The organism is Chengkuizengella sediminis (genome assembly GCF_010078385.1).
In the GTDB taxonomy this organism is placed as follows: domain Bacteria; phylum Bacillota; class Bacilli; order Paenibacillales; family KCTC-33759; genus Chengkuizengella; species Chengkuizengella sediminis.
Genome location: NZ_SIJC01000006.1, coordinates 204,012 through 220,954 on the forward strand (window position 1 = coordinate 204,012; position 16,943 = coordinate 220,954).

Genomic DNA, 16,943 nt, shown 5'->3' on the forward strand with positions numbered 1-16,943 from the left:
TTACCACTTTGTAGCTGTGAGAATGAACATGGAATTTTACATAAAGTAGTTCCCACCGAGTTATTCACGTTAACGAATATGAATAGAGGATCGATGTTTTATCGATTGAACTAGGGTGGAACCACGAGCTAAACGCACTCGTCCCTTTTGGGAGGAATGCGTTTTTTTGCGGATAAAAAAGTGAAAAATGGAGGAAAAATGATATGTCAGTACAAATTACATTTCCTGATGGTGCCAGTCGTTCATATGAAAAAGGAATGAGCATTGAAGAAATTGCTGCATCAATCAGCCCTGGTTTAAAAAAGAAGGCCGTTGCTGGTAAAGTAAATGGACAAGTTGTGGATCTAAGTTATAACTTAAATGAAGATGCAAAGATTGAAATTGTGACATTGGATAGTGAGGAAGGGTTAGAGGTTTATCGTCATAGTACAGCCCATTTAATGGCACAAGCAATCAAAAGATTATTTGGTGAGAAAAATGTGAAATTGGGGATAGGTCCAGTTATTGAAAATGGTTTTTATTATGATATTGATCTTGATCAATCCATTACTCCTGAAGATTTGAGTAAAATTGAAAAGGAAATGAAAAAAATTATTAATGAGAATTTAAAGATATCAAGACGTGAAGTAAGTAGAGAAGAAGCATTAAATATATACACTGAGCTTGATGATCCTTTGAAGTTAGAGTTAATTCAAGATTTACCAGAGGATTCAGTCATTACAATCTACGATCAAGGTGAGTTTTTTGATTTATGCAGAGGTCCCCATTTGCCATCTACGAGTAAAATTAAAGCTTTTAAATTATTAAGTGTTGCTGGTGCATATTGGCGTGGAGACTCAAAAAATAAGATGCTGCAACGTATTTACGGAACTGCATTTCCTAAAAAAGCCGATCTTGATGAACATTTACACTTATTAGAGGAAGCTAAGAAACGTGATCATAGAAAACTTGGCAAAGAATTTAAAATGTTTACTTTTTCTCAAGAAGTAGGACAAGGTCTTCCACTATGGCTTCCAAATGGTGCTAAGCTAAGAAGAACGCTTGAGAGATATATCGTTGATCTGGAGGAAAGATTAGGTTATAACCACGTATACACACCTGTATTAGCTAACGTTGATTTATATAAAACTTCAGGGCATTGGGAGCATTATCAAGAAGACATGTTTCCTAAAATGGAACTGGATAATGAAGAGTTAGTTTTAAGACCTATGAACTGTCCACATCACATGATGGTATTTAAAGATGATATGCGCAGTTATAGAGATTTACCTTTACGTATTGCAGAATTAGGGACAATGCATAGATATGAGATGTCAGGTGCCTTAACAGGTCTACATCGTGTGAGAGCAATGACATTAAATGATGCTCATATTTTCTGTAGACCAGATCAAATCAAAGAAGAATTTGCAAGAGTGATTCATTTAATAAAACAAGTATATAAAGATTTTGGAATTAAAGATTATCGTTTTAGACTTTCCTATCGTGATCCAGAAGATAAAGAGAAATATTTCCCAGATGACAACATGTGGGAATTGTCTCAAAAAATGTTGCGTGAAGTAGCTGAAGAGCTAGAACTTGAGTTCTATGAAGCTGAAGGTGAAGCGGCATTTTATGGACCCAAATTAGATGTGCAAATTAAAACTGCACTTGGTAAAGAAGAAACTTTGTCTACAGCTCAAATTGATTTCTTATTGCCAGAAAGGTTTGAGTTAGAGTATATTGCTGAGGATGGAAATAAACATCGTCCAGTTGTAATACACAGAGGAATTATCAGTACAATGGAAAGAATGACGGCCTTTTTATTAGAGAATTTCGCTGGTGATTTACCAACTTGGTTAGCCCCAGTTCAAGCAAAAATAATCCCTGTTTCAAATTCCTATGACGAATATGCAAAACATGTAGCTGAAAAAATGCAGCTTAGTGGAATCCGAGTGGAGTCAGATTTGAGGAATGAGAAATTAGGATATAAAATTCGTGAAGCACAGCTTGAAAAAGTAAAATATATGTTAGTCGTAGGTGAGAATGAGAAAAGCTCTGAGAGCGTGTCAGTACGTATTCGAGGTAAAGGTGATGTGGGTACAAAATCCATTGTTGAGGTCATAGATCAGATCACAGTAGAGGTTGACAATAAAGTTATTAATTAATGGTAGAACATATTAATATATGGAAACCGTAGTTGTTAAAATCATAACACTGCTGTTTCCTTTTTTACTTTTTATAGACGGTTAAGTTCGTTCTGCTAATTAGCGTAAGGGTATAAATAAGAGTATTTTTGGAAAACCTCCTTTACTAGGGGAGGTTTGTTAAAATGTTTTTTAAAAAGTTTCGAGTAAAAATGATTTTGATCTTATTTTTGCCTATGATTGCATTATTAACCACAACGAGTATTACACCACATTTACAAGAGGTTGAAAGTGATGAAGTATTAGAATATAAAGAATCCTACAATAGCGTATCCGTGATAGATAACCAACTAGAACCAACATCATCTACTCATCAAAAGGATTTTATTTTGGAAGAAATACACAGGATGAAACAAGAGATCTTAAAAAGAAAAAGTGAAAAAGAAATTCAAAACGCGAATATAAAAAGTGATAAATTAAGTCATTCGGTAGAAATTTTAAGTGAAAACAAAATACGCAAGCAATATCGAGCTGTAGAGGTTGTGGCAACTGGATACTACGCGGGTGTAGATTCAACAGGTAAAACTCCTGATCATCCTGAATATGGGATTACATATTCAGGTGTAAAGGTTAGAAGAATGCCTGAATCTGTATCAACGATTGCAGCAGATTTGAATTTATTTCCATTGGGTACGGTTCTCTATATTCCAGGTTATGGTTATGGGATTGTAGCAGATATAGGTTCTGCAATCAAAGGCAATGTCATTGATTTATATTTTAACTCAAAGGAAGACGTATATAAGTTATGGGGTAAAAAGAAATTAGATGTTTTTATTATTGAGGAAGGGAATGGTCGAATCACGGAGGCTATACTCCAACAGAAAATGGATACCTTTCGAAGCTAACTAATGTTCACAACCCACAAAATTCATATGAATGCATAAAATGTTTTTTATGTGAAATAATACTATCGAATACAAATGAAAGTATTGTGGTGGGAGGTGAATTCATAGTGGCTAAAAATAGAAATAATCAAAGAAATCAGAACAACCAAAACAATCAGAACAACCAAAACAATCAGAATAACCAAAACAATGAGCAGTTTAATGAAGAATTTGCAGAAGAAGTAACTGCTAAGAATACTAAAAAAACAGGTCAAAATGCAAGAAATCAAGAAGCAAATGAGTAAAAGTTCATTAATGATTAAAAGAAGTGATTTGCAAATATGCAAATCACTTTCTTTTTCACAATGCGTGATTTGGAGGTAAGAAACGTTGAAGCCTATTCAATCTGAAATCGAAAATAAAGAGGATTTATTCTCAAATATATTTAAAGGATTAAAACCTTTACAATTTTCCCTTGGTAGTAATTGGGAGTATGATCATGGCTATTTTGATCATAAGTTGGACGATAAATCACAGGTATGGCTACGTATCCCATTTCAAGTGACTAGTGGACAATTAGATGGAGAAATTGAAAATCAATCAACGATGATTCAATTAGGCACTCCATTTGTGCTAAAACATATTTACAATGAAGGAAGTGATCCAAATGCGCATATGATGATATATGGATCCTTAATTAATCAATTTCAAAAGCCATTAGACAAAGATGCAGAAATTGAAGAAATGTGGATATTAAAAGCAGAAGATCTTGTAAAAAAAGTAGAGCTTCAAATCTAACTATACCGACTTTTTACTTCTATTTTATCTATTTTTAAGGTTTATTTAATGTTTATGGTTCATGATATAGACAACAATAAATGATATAATGATTTAACGTCATTATTCATAAATAAATCTTAAACCAATTTAAGGAGGTTTTCTTATGGATGATAATAATAGAGGCAAAAATGATTATAGTGATTTTTTCAACGAAGATAAATCGAAAGAAAAAAAAGTTAAAGATGATAAACAAGAACATAATAAAAGTGAATATTATTCATACGGCTCATTTAAACCTACTGAACCTCTGAAGGAGACAGAATATACATCATACTCATCTAGCAAAGGACAATCATCAGAGGTAGAAATCAATAAACCAAATGAAGTTTCTATTTATAGTGATTCTGAACAAAATGCACAAAATAATGGATATAATGGGACAGAATGGACTTATTCTACTAGGAAAAAGCGATCTTCTTTTAAAAGTATGTTCTCTGCATTTATGGCAGGAGTTGTAGTTGTAGGTGTACTTATGTTTGCATCAGATAAAGCGAATTTATTTTCATCTGAGACATCTCTTTCAACTCAATCTCCTGTAACACAAAATGTAATTCCAGCAAACGGCAGTGAGAGTCAAGCCTCTATTACATTTGAAAATAGACCAGATAATATAGCAGATATCGTAGAACAAGCTAGTCCTGCAGTTGTGAAAATAGAAACATATAATAATGCACAAAGCGACAACAGCATGAATCGAAATGATGATATTTTCAGATACTTTTTTGGAGATGATTATAATTCAACACCAAATGGACCTCAGGCTTCAGGTTTAGGGTCGGGTTTCATTTTTGACCAAGAGGGATACATTTTAACAAATGAACATGTAGTATCAGGAGCAGATGAGATCTATGTGGAGCTTGAAGGTTATGATAATAAATTTCAAGCTGAACTATTAGGTTCCTCATATGATTTGGATCTTGCAGTATTAAAAATTGAAGGAAGTGAATCATTTCCAACTTTAAATATAGGTGATTCTGATCAACTAAGAGTAGGGGATTGGGTAACTGCCATTGGGAATCCAGTTGGATTTGATCATTCTGTGAGTGTAGGGGTTCTTAGTGCAAATGAGAGAGAGATCTCCATTCCTGATTCTCAAGGAACGAGAACCTATGAGCATTTACTTCAAACAGATGCATCTATTAATCCAGGAAACTCTGGAGGACCTTTAATTAATCTTAATGGAGAGGTCATTGGAATTAATACTGCAGTAAGCACAGATGCGCAAGGAATTGGCTTTGCTATACCTACAAGTACGATTGATGAAGTATTAGATGATTTGAAAAATAACATAACAATTCCTAAACCGTATATCGGAGTTGGGTTATACGATATAGATGATGAAGTACAGCAAACATTAAATTTAAATGACAAAGATGGTGTATTGATCACTCAAGTTGAAAGACCGAGTCCAGCTTCTCGTGCAGGTCTTAAGCCAAATGATGTTATTATTGAATTAAATGGTGAGCCAATTAATAATGCGAATGATCTCATTACTAAAGTAAAGGAAATGAATATTGATGAGTCTGTCACTTTAACAGTTATAAGAGATGGTAAAACTTACGAGACAGCAGTAACCATCGGAGATCGAAATGCAAAGTAATGAATGTGTCTAGTAATCATATAAAAATTTAATAATGAATGTTAAACTTGTAAGAAAGTAGAGTGATAGTAGTCTAAGGCTAACTCTACTTTCTTTTTTAAAGGGAAATTTACAAAGTTCATTCTAGTTAAAAAAGGAGAGTATCGATGAGGAAAAAAATTTTAATTATTGATGATGATGAAAAAATCACATCTATGTTAAAAAGAAACCTTGCATTTGAAGGTTATATGATTCAAACGGCTAATCACGTAAATGATGGCCTAATGATTTTAAGGGATGAGGAGCCGGATCTTCTAATATTAGATATTATGATGCCTGTGATGGATGGTTGGGAGGTATGCAGAAGAATTCGGGAGGGCGGAAGCCAAATGCCTATCCTTATGTTAACTGCTAAGGATGATGTCAGTGATCGAGTGAAAGGTTTAGATACAGGAGCGGATGACTATTTAGTAAAACCTTTTGCTTTAGAAGAACTTTTAGCAAGAGTCAGAGCTTTACTTCGTAGAAACCAAGGTGCTGTAGAAGAAGATAAACAACAACTTCAATACGAAGATATCGTTCTTGATTTAGATACTAGGGAAGTATTTCGAAATGGAATATCTATAGAATTAACAACTAAAGAATTTGAGTTGTTGCATTTATTTTTAAGCAACCCCAATAAAGTTCTCTCTCGTGATGTCATCATGGATAAAATATGGGGTTATGATTACAGTGGCGAATCGAATGTAATTGAGGTATACATCGCATTACTGAGGCAGAAAACAGAAGAAAATGGGGAGAAAAGAATCATTCATACAAAAAGAGGGGCGGGTTATGTCCTGAGATAGAATCATACAGAGATGTACATCAGTTTAGTGAGTACTTAGTTGAGGTGAAACTTAATGTCAATCCGTTTACGTTTAACGATGTGGTATACAGGAATTCTAGCCGTGATGATCATCGTGCTTGGCATCGTGTTATATTTAGTTTTAGTAACCAATTTATTCAATTCAGAAGAAGATAATTTAAAAAATCAAAGTGACGAAGTATATAAAGAAATGTTAATAAATTTAGAAAGAACTTTTTATTTAGCTCCTGATGGAACACCAGTCATTCAATATGAACTTCCTAATCTCAATTTTTTGACATCTTCCTCATATTTATTACAGGTTATGAACAGTAAAGGAGAAGTGGAAGTTAAAACCTTTGCTCTATTTGATAATGAAATTCCATTAGATGAGGAAACATTTGAGGCTGTTAAAGACGGAGCCGAAATTATTAAAACGACGAAGATTAATAATGTCTCTTTATTAACATTATACAAACCAATCGTGCAGCAGAATGAAGTAATCGGTATTTTGTTGGTAGCTACCGTTATTGATGATATTTATTCTTATTTAAATATGTTTCAGTGGATATATACGATATCAGGTATAGTTTTAATTGGAATTGCCGCTACCATAGGGTTATTTATGGCTCGGAAAACATTAAAACCAATTGAAAATGTCATATTAGCAGCTAATCAAATTGAAAAAAGTACAGATTTAGACAACCGAATATTATATGAAGGACCCAATGATGAGATTGGGCGATTAATTCATACAATTAACGGAATGTTATCACGTATTCAGGTTATTTATGCAGAATTGGAGGAAGCGTATCGTTTGCAAAGAAGGTTCGTTTCGGATGCTTCGCATGAATTGAGGACCCCATTAACTACCATTCGTGGGAATATAGAATTTTTAGAAAAAATGTGGAAGCCCAATAAAGATACTCATATATCAGATCAGGAAAAGATGAAGCTGACTATGGAGTCTGTTGTAGACATCTCTTCTGAAGCAGAAAGAATGAGTAATCTTGTTAATGATTTATTATCTCTAGCTAGAGCTGATGCTGGTTATGAAATGGAAAAAGAGAACATTGCCATTCAACCTATATTAGAGCAAGTGATCAGAAAAGCACAATACTTACCTAAGAAAGTTGATTTTATAGTTGGAGACTTAGAATATTTAAATGATATTCTAGTATATGGAAATAATGAGTATTTACAAGAGATGTTATTTATTTTTATTGAGAATGCTTTTAAATATACTGAAGAAGGTTATGTAGAGTTAGAAGTGAAAATTCTAGATAACCAAGTTGGCATCCATATTTCAGATACTGGGATTGGAATGAACAAAGAAGATATTCCTCATATTTTTCAAAGATTTTATCGTGCTGATGTATCTAGAGGGGCAAAACCAGGAACAGGTTTAGGATTGTCGATTGCTAAGTGGATAATTGATGAACATCACGGATCAGTGGAGGTATATACGAGTTTAGAGTCAGGTACAAAATTTATTATCTGGATTCCTTTGGTTCATCATACTTAGATGATTAATGCTATAATGAGCGTAAGAACTTATGTGTTTATTTTTATTTGAGGTGATATGAATGGAAGTTATCAAAATTTCCCCAAGAGGTTATTGTTATGGTGTAGTAGATGCTATGGTGCTTGCTATGCAAACCGCTAAAAACTTAGATTTACCAAGACCTATATATATATTGGGTATGATTGTTCATAATAAACATGTTACAGATGCTTTTCAAGAAGAAGGTGTGATTACCCTAGATGGGGAAAATCGCCTAGAAATATTAGATCAAGTTGATAAAGGAACAGTAATTTTTACCGCTCATGGTGTTTCACCAGAAGTGCGTAAAAAAACAAGGGAAAGAGGATTAACGGTTGTAGATGCTACTTGTCCAGATGTAACAAGAACACATGATTTGATTCGAGAGAAAGCGGCAGAAGGTTATCAAGTCATATACATTGGAAAAAAAGGACATCCTGAACCTGAAGGAGCAATGGGTATTGCACCTGATCATGTGACTTTAATTGAAAAAGAAGTAGAAATTAATAAGTTAAATATAAATACGGAGCGCATTATTATCACTAACCAAACTACAATGAGTCAATGGGATATTCGACATATTATTAATCGTTTAATTGAAAAGTATCCAACAGCAGAAATTCATAATGAAATTTGTTTGGCTACTCAGGTAAGACAAGAAGCGGTAGCCAATCAGGCAAGAGATGCTGATTTATTAATCGTTGTGGGGGACCCGCGAAGTAATAATTCAAATCGTTTAGCTCAAGTCTCTGAAGAAATATCAGGGGTAAAAGCATACAGAATAGCAGATGTATCCGAATTAAAACAAGAGTGGTTGAAACACGTTAGAAATGTAGCAGTTACATCAGGTGCTTCAACTCCAACTTTGATTACAAAAGAAGTGATTGAATACTTGGACCAATATGATCCAAATGATGAGAATACAAAAGGTATCCATCGCACGATTAATAAAGATAAACTATTGCCACGAGCAAAAATAAAATCATCCACATAAATCAACCATTTTTTACAAACTACTTGACTATAGAGGGAAAATAATATATATTTACTTTAACACTTAAAAGCGTATAAGCGTTGAAGTAAATAGGCGCGCTAGAGTAAATATAACAAAAGCTCTTATTGGTGCCGTTTGAAGAGGTAGTCATATCTTTTATAAAGGTATGACAAATTTTATATATAAAAAAATGGGGAGTGTGGGAAACATGATCGTTATTACATCAAATACAATTAGTGAAGATCGATTGACAGAAATCGTAGGACATATTGAAACACAAGGAGTAAAAACACATATATCAAAAGGAACGGATCGCACGGTCATTGGAATTGTGGGAAAAGCAGATCCTACTTTAGCAGAGCAGATTCGCCAAATGAAAGATGTCGAAGATGTGATTAAAATTACAAAATCATATAAACTTGCTAGTCGTGATTTTCAACCAAATGATACAATCATTGATATAAAAGGTGTTAAAATTGGTGGAGAAAACTTAGTGATCATGGGTGGTCCTTGTGCAGTTGAATCTGCTGAGCAAATGGATGAAATTGCTGCTATCGTTAAAGCGGCTGGTGGTCAAGTATTACGCGGAGGTGCTTTCAAACCAAGAACCGGTCCATATAGTTTCCAAGGTGTTGGAGTAGAGGGACTTGAAATGATGGCAGAAGCAGGTAAAAAACACGATCTTCTAACGATTACAGAAGTTATGACTCCTGAATATGTAGACGTGATTGCAGAACATGCTGATATTTTACAGATCGGTACTCGTAACATGCAAAACTTTGACTTGTTACGTAAATTAGGGGAAATTGATACTCCTGTATTATTAAAAAGAGGATTTTCTGCGACATATGATGAGCTATTAAATGCGGCGGAATATATATTAGCAGGTGGAAATCCGAACGTTATGTTATGTGAAAGGGGAATTCGTACGTTTGAAACTTATACAAGAAACACGTTAGATCTAACTGCGATTCCAGTATTACAACAATTAAGTCATTTACCAGTGATCTCTGATCCAAGTCATGGTACAGGACGTAGAGAGCTAGTTGAAACTATGTCAAAAGCTTCTGTTGCTGCTGGTGCTAATGGTTTGATTGTAGAAATGCATACAGATCCTGATAATTCAATGACAGGTGATGGGGTGCAATCATTGTTCCCAGATCAATTTACTTCTCTATTACAAGATATAGAAAAATTAGCTCCGTTAATGGGCAAAAAGTTTGAAACAATAAAAGAACCTGTTTTAAAATAACTAGACTAGATTTCACGTATCTGTATAGATTGTTTTAAACAAAAGAAAACCGTCCTTACATGTCGGTTTCTTTTTTGTTTAATCTTACAATTTCCAACCTTTTTTATGTCTAAATAGAAATAAAAACCAAACCTATAGAGTAAGTGTGAGAATATCTAACATTAAACTTAAAAATACCTTACATGACTATTGACTATCATTATATCAAGTTTTATAATTACGTTAGCATAAAAACTTGAACATTACCGGACAAACTATCGGTTAACGTTCGGAAAAAACGGAAATGGGAGGAATTAGGATGTCAGTTCAAAACGTTTTAGATATAATTAAGGAAAAAAACATAGAGTTTGTGGATTTTAGATTTGTGGATTTATCAGGTAAAGCACATCATATTACAGTACCTGCATCAGCTGTTGAGGAAGATACTTTTACAAACGGAGTAGCTTTTGACGGTTCTTCCATCCCTGGTTTTAAAGGGATAGAGGAATCAGATATGGTTATGATGCCAGATCCTGAATCTATTTTTGTAGATGAATTTACTGCACATCATACATTGAACATTATGTGTAACATTTTTTCACCTGATGGAGATCGTTATGATCGTGATCCAAGGAATATTGCCCAAAAAGCAGAACAATACCTGCAATCAACGGGTATTGGTACTTCAGCATTTTTTGCACCAGAATCTGAATTTTTCATCTTTGATGATGTAAGATTTGAAAGTGGTCAAAATGTTTCTTCTTATTCTGTTGATTCCGATGAAGGAATTTGGAATACAGGTCGTGAAGAAGAAGGTGGAAATTTAGGATTTAAAATTCGCAATAAGGGCGGATATGTACCTGTATCTCCAGCAGACTCAACTCAAGACCTGCGCAGTGAAATTTGCCGAGTATTAGAAGAAGCTGGATTAGTTATTGAACGTCATCACCATGAAGTTGCTACTGCTGGACAACAGGAAATTAACTTCCGTTTCAGCACATTGGTTGATACAGCAGATAATTTAATGAAGTATAAATATATTGTTCATAATACAGCAATTAAGTTTGGAAAAACGGCTACATTTATGCCCAAACCATTGTTTGGAGATAACGGTAGTGGAATGCATGTACATCAAAGTATTTTTAATGGAGATACTCCATTATTTTATGAAAAAGGTGCTTATGCAAACATTAGTGAGCTTGGTATGTATTATATTGGAGGAATTTTAAAACATGCCCCTGCTCTAATTGCTCTAACAAATCCTAGTACTAATTCATACAAACGTTTAGTTCCTGGATATGAAGCTCCTGTAAACCTTGTATTCTCTAAAGGTAACCGATCAGCAGCTGTTCGTATTCCAGTAGCTGCAGTAACGCCTAAAGGTGCTCGTATTGAGTTCCGTACACCGGATTCAACAGCGAACCCTTACCTTGCATTTTCAGCAATGTTAATGGCTGGTTTAGACGGAATTAAAAACAAAATTGATCCTCGTCAAGAAGGATATGGTCCTTTGGATAAAAATATTTATGAATTATCTGATGTTGAGAAAAATGAAATCCGCAGCGTACCTGCAAACATAGAAGAAGCAATGGATGCTCTTGAAGCAGACTATGACTTTTTAACTGAAGGTGGAGTATTTACTGAGGAGTTTGTTAAACACTATATTAGTTTCAAACGTGATGAAGCTAAAGAAATAGCAATTCGCACTCATCCACATGAATTTTCATTATACTATGATTGTTAATTAATACATTATTTCAATAAGGCCACCAATTTAGGTGGTCTTTTTTGGATGCGATATTGTTGGTTATATTGACTCCCAAGAAAAAAGCGTTATCTTCCATTTTTAGCTGGTATGTTGGGAGATATTCTTTGGCTTTCATTTGGCAATTACGCCTTATTCAGAAAATATGGAGAATTTAATTAGAGTAACAAGTAGGAGAGCGTAATAGTTTACTTTTTTTAAGTATAGGAAAGTATCACTTTCCATCTCTAGTTGGCTATTTTTATCTTGAACCTAAAGTAGAATACTGCTATCATATGCATAAATAATAGAAAAAACTAATAATTAATTCCGTTTACTAGTTTAATATTCGGAAAAAGGAGTGGGTTCCTATTGAGTAACAGAGCATACAATTTTAATGCAGGTCCAGCAGCTTTACCTCTAGAGGTATTGCAAAAAGCACAAGAAGAGTTGGTTGATTATCAAGGAATAGGGATGTCTGTAATGGAAATATCCCATCGTAGCGCAGAATATGAACGATTAAACGAAGAGACACAAGAGTTATTATCAGAACTTTTGAACATCCCATCTGGATACAAAACTTTATTTTTACAGGGTGGGGCTAGTACACAATTTGCAATGATACCATTAAATTTATTAAATGCTGGTAAAGTATCAAATTATATTATCACAGGAAGTTGGGGTAAAAAAGCCTTAAAAGAATCCAAGTTAGTTGGTGAGACGATTGTATCAGCTCAACCAGATAAATTCTCATATATCCCTGATATATCTCAACTTCAGCTTCAGAATCATAGTGCATATTTACACATTACTTCAAATGAAACCATTGAGGGAATTCAATATCAAAAATTCCCAGATACAGGAAAAATACCACTGATAGCGGATATGTCTAGTGATATATTATGCAGACCTATCGATGTATCCCAATTTGGAATGATTTATGCAGGAGCACAAAAAAATCTAGGTCCTTCTGGAGTAACTTTGGTTGTTGTGAGGGAAGATTTATTGGAAAATGCCCCTGATCACATTCCAACGATGTTACGATATGATACGCATATTAATGCAAACTCCTTATATAATACACCGCCTGTATATTCTGTTTATATGGTGAATTTAGTTCTAAAGTGGATAAAAGAAAAAGGCGGACTAGATCAAATAGAGAAATTTAATCGTGAAAAAACAAAGTTGATATATGATGTGATTGATGAGAGTCAAGGATTTTATATGGGTACAGTGGATAAAAAGGATCGTTCTATCATGAACATTCCTTTTAGATTAAAAAATGAACAATTAGAAAAGCAATTTTTGAAACAGTCTCAGGAGAATGGTTTTGTTGGTCTAAAGGGTCATCGAAGTGTTGGAGGAGTGAGAGCTTCAACTTATAACGCAGTTCCTTATGAGAGTTGTAAGGCTTTAAGTGACTTTATGATTGAATTTCAAAAAAATAACGGTTAATTTGCTAAAAGTAAAAAGGAGTTAAATAGGAAGAACGTCTTGATTAATTAGACGCATCTTCCTTTTTAACATAACATTTACAAAGAATACTTCTCTATTAACTCTTATTTTTAATCGTTTTTTTGTTTGATGTCATTTTTTTCGTTATTTGTTTATTAAGGCTCAAAGGGACCTACACGTGTTATAATACAAGTTGATAATACTGCATTCACGGGCACACCTTGAAATATAATGTTAAATAGTACAATACCTTCTCCAACATCAATGATTTCAACACCAGCTCCTTCAAGTGCAAATAAAGGAATGAGTGCACTTAGACTGACAGTATCCCCAATACTATTTTTCAACAGTTTTGTGGCTGGATCTTCGATACACTTACATGCGCAATTACTTCTCTTTATAGGAAGCAACTTTATATCTTCTATAATTTCATCAACAGAAACACCTTTTACCTGAGATATTGGAAAAGATCCGGCTGACGTTTCGACAACAAAATCTTTAACATCAATAATTTCAATCGGCTCTATCTCCCCTTGATCATTTACATTAAAAAATTCATTTTCTGTAGTTAATATGGTAGTTTTGCCAATGAGTTGTTCTAATATTTTTTTCATAGGTCTTACACAACAGCTACAGACTGTATTTATTTTCTTTTTCTTCTTTGACATTTTATTTTCTCTCCTTTCTAATAATAATGTATGTAGGATTAAGAAGATGGTTTGTTCTCTTGTCCCTGCTTAAAAGCGGAAATATTTTCATAGAGGTTTATAGTGCCTGAATGAAATCCCAGCAGTAATTCCTTAAAATTTGTGTTACAATACTCATTAGCTTATTTCATAATAAAGGTGAGGTTATATGATACACATTGTACTAGTAGAACCAGAGATTCCATCAAATACAGGGAATATAGGGAGAACTTGTGCTGCCACAGGAGCTAGACTGCATTTAGTTCATCCCCTAGGTTTTGAAACAGATGATAAAGCACTAAAAAGAGCTGGATTAGATTATTGGCATGAAGTAGATGTTGAACACCATGAATCTTTTGAAGCACTTCAAGCTAAATATTCAGATCATCGGTTTTTCTTTGTAGAAACGAGAACGGATCATTTATATACAGACTTTAAATATCAAGATGGAGATTTTTTTGTTTTAGGAAAAGAATCTTCCGGTTTGCCTAAGGAAATGTTAGAAACTAATGAAGAAACTTGTATAAGACTACCAATGACAGGAATTGTAAGGTCACTAAATTTATCCAATGTAGCAGCTGTTATTGTTTATGATGCGTTAAGGCAAATTGGCTTTTCAAACATGGATTAGTAGAAATTAGTTATTAAGTTATAAAATTAGATAAAAATTAGCGAAAATAGAAGGAAATTATCGATTTATGTCGAATATTATTCTAGATAAATTTAAAATGAGGTGAATATATAAATGAAACCAATGGGTGTTGTTCGCAAAGTAGATCAGCTTGGGCGTATCGTATTACCAAAATCATTGCGTAAAAGGTATATGATGAATGAAGGGGACCCAGTAGAGATATTAGTTCAAGGTGATCATATCATTTTGGAAAAATATAAACCTAGATGTGTATTCTGCACATCTTCTGATAATGTGGTTGAATACAAGGAAAAATACATCTGCTCATCTTGTCTAGGTGAAATGCAACAATTTGTTTAATAAGCAAAAACATAAAAAAACAAGCTCCATTGATTAGGAATAATCATTAGAGTTTGTTTTTTTAATAACTTAGTTGACTTTATGTACGAGCTTTTATAGTCCTTTTGTTTTATCGTCGCTAAACGCTGCAGTTAAAATAGCCGTTATAAACATTACAAACACAATCATAACAATCCAAAATGTTGAAGAAAGCAAATACATGAACTTAACCTCCTAAGCGGTAACATAAACAGTTAAATCTATTATACCCAAGTAAATATAAAAAACCAATGTGAAATTTCGAATTTTTAATGAATGTTCACGTAACCTCTTCTAAAGGTCATCTAAAAAGATTCACTATTTAAAAAATAAAAAATGGGTGGATAATGGCCTTAATTTCCTATCACTAGGTTGGTTTATGATGATGCCATTAAATACTAAGGAAGTAGAACCACCACCATCTAGGTTGTATGCATCAATTACACCTAATTCCATTAATTTATCTTGTAGTTCTAATAATGAAGCACCATAATTGCCTTGTGTATCTTGACCTTCAGTTACTAAAAATAATAAGTGGTTATTTTTATAGTTAGCGATTACGGTACGAGCTGCTCTCTTAGGAGATGTTAACCATTTATCTGGAATGGTTTGTTTAGTTTGATTTTGAATTAAAATAGGGACAAAAGTAGCCCCAAACTTCGGTTTAAGCTGGTCTAAATCAGATTTTTGGTAGAACTTACCTCCAATCAACTTACCATTATCATCCAACCCAACAAAAAATAAGTCTTTAAAACTTGGTTCAAAACCTGTGACATAATTCCCATCCACAATCGTGGTGCTTAAAGGATAACGTTTTCCAGTGCGAAAATCATCCGCAAATCCTCCAGCATTAATACCTGCTATGGCTCCAGTTCTTTGGACGGCTTGCAAAGTGGTTTCACTTTTACCAAGTTCATCTTTTGCTAATACCATGTCCATAGCTTCATTTGATTTTAACTCTACTTTGAGTGCATATCCTCTATAGAACTCATCAACGATATTAAAAAGCTTCAAATCAACTATATCTGATTCAATATGTTTAATAGGGGATCCTAATTTGCTTAGAATTCTATTGTCATAAATGGTTCCAGGTTTATTCACCTGTGCAGAAGCTACACTAACAAGTTGATTTGCCGTATCCGCACTTTTATTATAAATCTCAAACAATTTAGATAAGGAAGAATGAATTCCATTTACTTGGATTTTGGCTTCATCTAAATCTAATAGCATTTCTACTGATTGTTCTGTAATAGAAACAACTGAAACAGGTGCTAATTGTGGTTGAGATAGTTCAATTTGAATAGTTGAAACATATAACCAAATAAAAACACCTACAAAAGGAGCAATAGCTAACATTAATGTTTTATTTAAATAGGAATACCTCATTTAATAAGATCCAATTCTTGTTGCAATTCGTTTAACCGGTCTCCTAATTGGAGTAGTTGAGAATAAAGCTGATTACTGTTGTCAGTTTGATCGTTAGTACTATCCTTAGTGAAATTTAATAATTCATTAAAGGAATTAATTTGCTCCTGAAGTGATTCAATATCTATCAGAATGTTGCTTTCCATATCATTAATTTGTCCTTCAACATCTGTTTGTACATTTGAAAGTTGATCTTTCATTTGATTTGATAAATCTGTTACTATTTGTTGTTTCAAATGCTCGATATACATTTTACTACCAAATACTCCACCGCTGATTAAGAGTGACCAAAACATTATAAATGCGATGAAACTAATCCATTTATTTCTTTTCTTTTTTTTCTCATTCACCAGTATCTCCACCTCGATGTCTATGATTTTAAGTCAGTCTATTTACTAGTATACTAGATTTTTGTCACCCCAAAAAGTGAAGAATAATCAGAGCTGTAGAATCATAACCTTTTAGAGGATCCCGAAATCACAAAATGCACGTTATTGCTAGTTTAATAGGGGTTGGTTAAAATTTGGAAGGTACAAAAAGAATATATTACTAGTGCATATGCGGTTTATTTGAAAAAATACTT

At 33.5% G+C, this 16,943-nt stretch carries 16 protein-coding genes; 13 read left to right on the plus strand and 3 right to left on the minus strand.

All coding sequences use genetic code 11. The features are described from left to right. The first annotated feature begins 203 nt into the window (after positions 1–203). From thrS to serC, 11 genes are all read left to right on the plus strand, one after another. A complete protein-coding gene (gene thrS / locus EPK97_RS13900; RefSeq protein WP_162037220.1) occupies positions 204–2,144 on the plus strand; it encodes a threonine--tRNA ligase in 1,941 nt (646 codons plus the stop codon). A gap of 164 nt (positions 2,145–2,308) precedes the next feature. Continuing rightward, positions 2,309–3,028 carry a 3D domain-containing protein gene (locus EPK97_RS13905; RefSeq protein ID WP_240903823.1) on the plus strand — a complete coding sequence of 240 codons (720 nt, stop codon included), beginning with the start codon at positions 2,309–2,311 and terminating at the stop codon, positions 3,026–3,028. A 107-nt stretch (positions 3,029–3,135) separates the two neighbouring features. Continuing rightward, positions 3,136–3,312 carry a hypothetical protein gene (locus EPK97_RS21570; RefSeq protein WP_205690267.1) on the plus strand — a complete coding sequence of 59 codons (177 nt, stop codon included), beginning with the start codon at positions 3,136–3,138 and terminating at the stop codon, positions 3,310–3,312. A gap of 85 nt (positions 3,313–3,397) precedes the next feature. Beyond that, positions 3,398–3,805, plus strand: coding sequence for a YugN family protein (locus EPK97_RS13915; protein WP_162037221.1), 408 nt, complete (start codon positions 3,398–3,400; stop codon positions 3,803–3,805). 145 nt (positions 3,806–3,950) lie between these two features. After that, positions 3,951–5,447, plus strand: a complete 1,497-nt coding sequence (locus tag EPK97_RS13920; protein WP_162037222.1) for a S1C family serine protease — start codon at positions 3,951–3,953, stop codon at positions 5,445–5,447. Positions 5,448–5,593: 146 nt separating this feature from the next. After that, complete coding sequence (locus tag EPK97_RS13925) at positions 5,594–6,274, plus strand: response regulator transcription factor (RefSeq protein ID WP_162037223.1); 681 nt, start codon at positions 5,594–5,596, stop codon at positions 6,272–6,274. A 54-nt stretch (positions 6,275–6,328) separates the two neighbouring features. Further along, positions 6,329–7,798, plus strand: a complete 1,470-nt coding sequence (locus EPK97_RS13930; protein WP_162037224.1) for a sensor histidine kinase — start codon at positions 6,329–6,331, stop codon at positions 7,796–7,798. Positions 7,799–7,859: 61 nt separating this feature from the next. Next, positions 7,860–8,810 (plus strand): 4-hydroxy-3-methylbut-2-enyl diphosphate reductase, encoded by a 951-nt coding sequence (locus EPK97_RS13935; RefSeq protein ID WP_162037225.1) that lies wholly within the window; start codon positions 7,860–7,862, stop codon positions 8,808–8,810. Positions 8,811–9,018: 208 nt separating this feature from the next. Continuing rightward, the gene (gene aroF, locus EPK97_RS13940) at positions 9,019–10,062 is read left to right on the plus strand and encodes a 3-deoxy-7-phosphoheptulonate synthase (protein WP_162037226.1); all 1,044 of its coding nucleotides are present in this window, start codon (positions 9,019–9,021) and stop codon (positions 10,060–10,062) included. A gap of 298 nt (positions 10,063–10,360) precedes the next feature. Further along, the gene (gene glnA, locus EPK97_RS13945) at positions 10,361–11,785 is read left to right on the plus strand and encodes a type I glutamate--ammonia ligase (RefSeq protein ID WP_162037227.1); all 1,425 of its coding nucleotides are present in this window, start codon (positions 10,361–10,363) and stop codon (positions 11,783–11,785) included. A 372-nt stretch (positions 11,786–12,157) separates the two neighbouring features. Further along, positions 12,158–13,240, plus strand: coding sequence for a 3-phosphoserine/phosphohydroxythreonine transaminase (serC, locus tag EPK97_RS13950; RefSeq protein ID WP_162037228.1), 1,083 nt, complete (start codon positions 12,158–12,160; stop codon positions 13,238–13,240). A gap of 155 nt (positions 13,241–13,395) precedes the next feature. Here serC and EPK97_RS13955 read toward each other — a convergent pair whose 3' ends face one another. Beyond that, positions 13,396–13,908, minus strand: a complete 513-nt coding sequence (locus EPK97_RS13955) for a hypothetical protein (RefSeq protein WP_162037229.1) — start codon at positions 13,906–13,908, stop codon at positions 13,396–13,398. Between the two features lie 187 nt (positions 13,909–14,095). On the opposite strand from EPK97_RS13955, the gene trmL reads away from it, so the two are divergent. After that, the gene (gene trmL / locus EPK97_RS13960; protein ID WP_162037230.1) at positions 14,096–14,557 is read left to right on the plus strand and encodes a tRNA (uridine(34)/cytosine(34)/5-carboxymethylaminomethyluridine(34)-2'-O)-methyltransferase TrmL; all 462 of its coding nucleotides are present in this window, start codon (positions 14,096–14,098) and stop codon (positions 14,555–14,557) included. A 114-nt stretch (positions 14,558–14,671) separates the two neighbouring features. Next, positions 14,672–14,917 (plus strand): AbrB/MazE/SpoVT family DNA-binding domain-containing protein, encoded by a 246-nt coding sequence (locus EPK97_RS13965; protein ID WP_160647100.1) that lies wholly within the window; start codon positions 14,672–14,674, stop codon positions 14,915–14,917. A gap of 336 nt (positions 14,918–15,253) precedes the next feature. Here the strand turns inward: EPK97_RS13965 and EPK97_RS13970 are convergent, their stop codons facing one another. Further along, positions 15,254–16,321 (minus strand): phosphodiester glycosidase family protein, encoded by a 1,068-nt coding sequence (locus tag EPK97_RS13970; RefSeq protein WP_162037231.1) that lies wholly within the window; start codon positions 16,319–16,321, stop codon positions 15,254–15,256. Beyond that, positions 16,318–16,710: a hypothetical protein gene (locus tag EPK97_RS13975; RefSeq protein ID WP_162037232.1), complete on the minus strand. Its 393-nt coding sequence runs from the start codon at positions 16,708–16,710 to the stop codon at positions 16,318–16,320. Before EPK97_RS13975 ends, EPK97_RS13970 begins: the two co-directional genes overlap by 4 nt. Positions 16,711–16,943 lie beyond the last annotated feature (233 nt).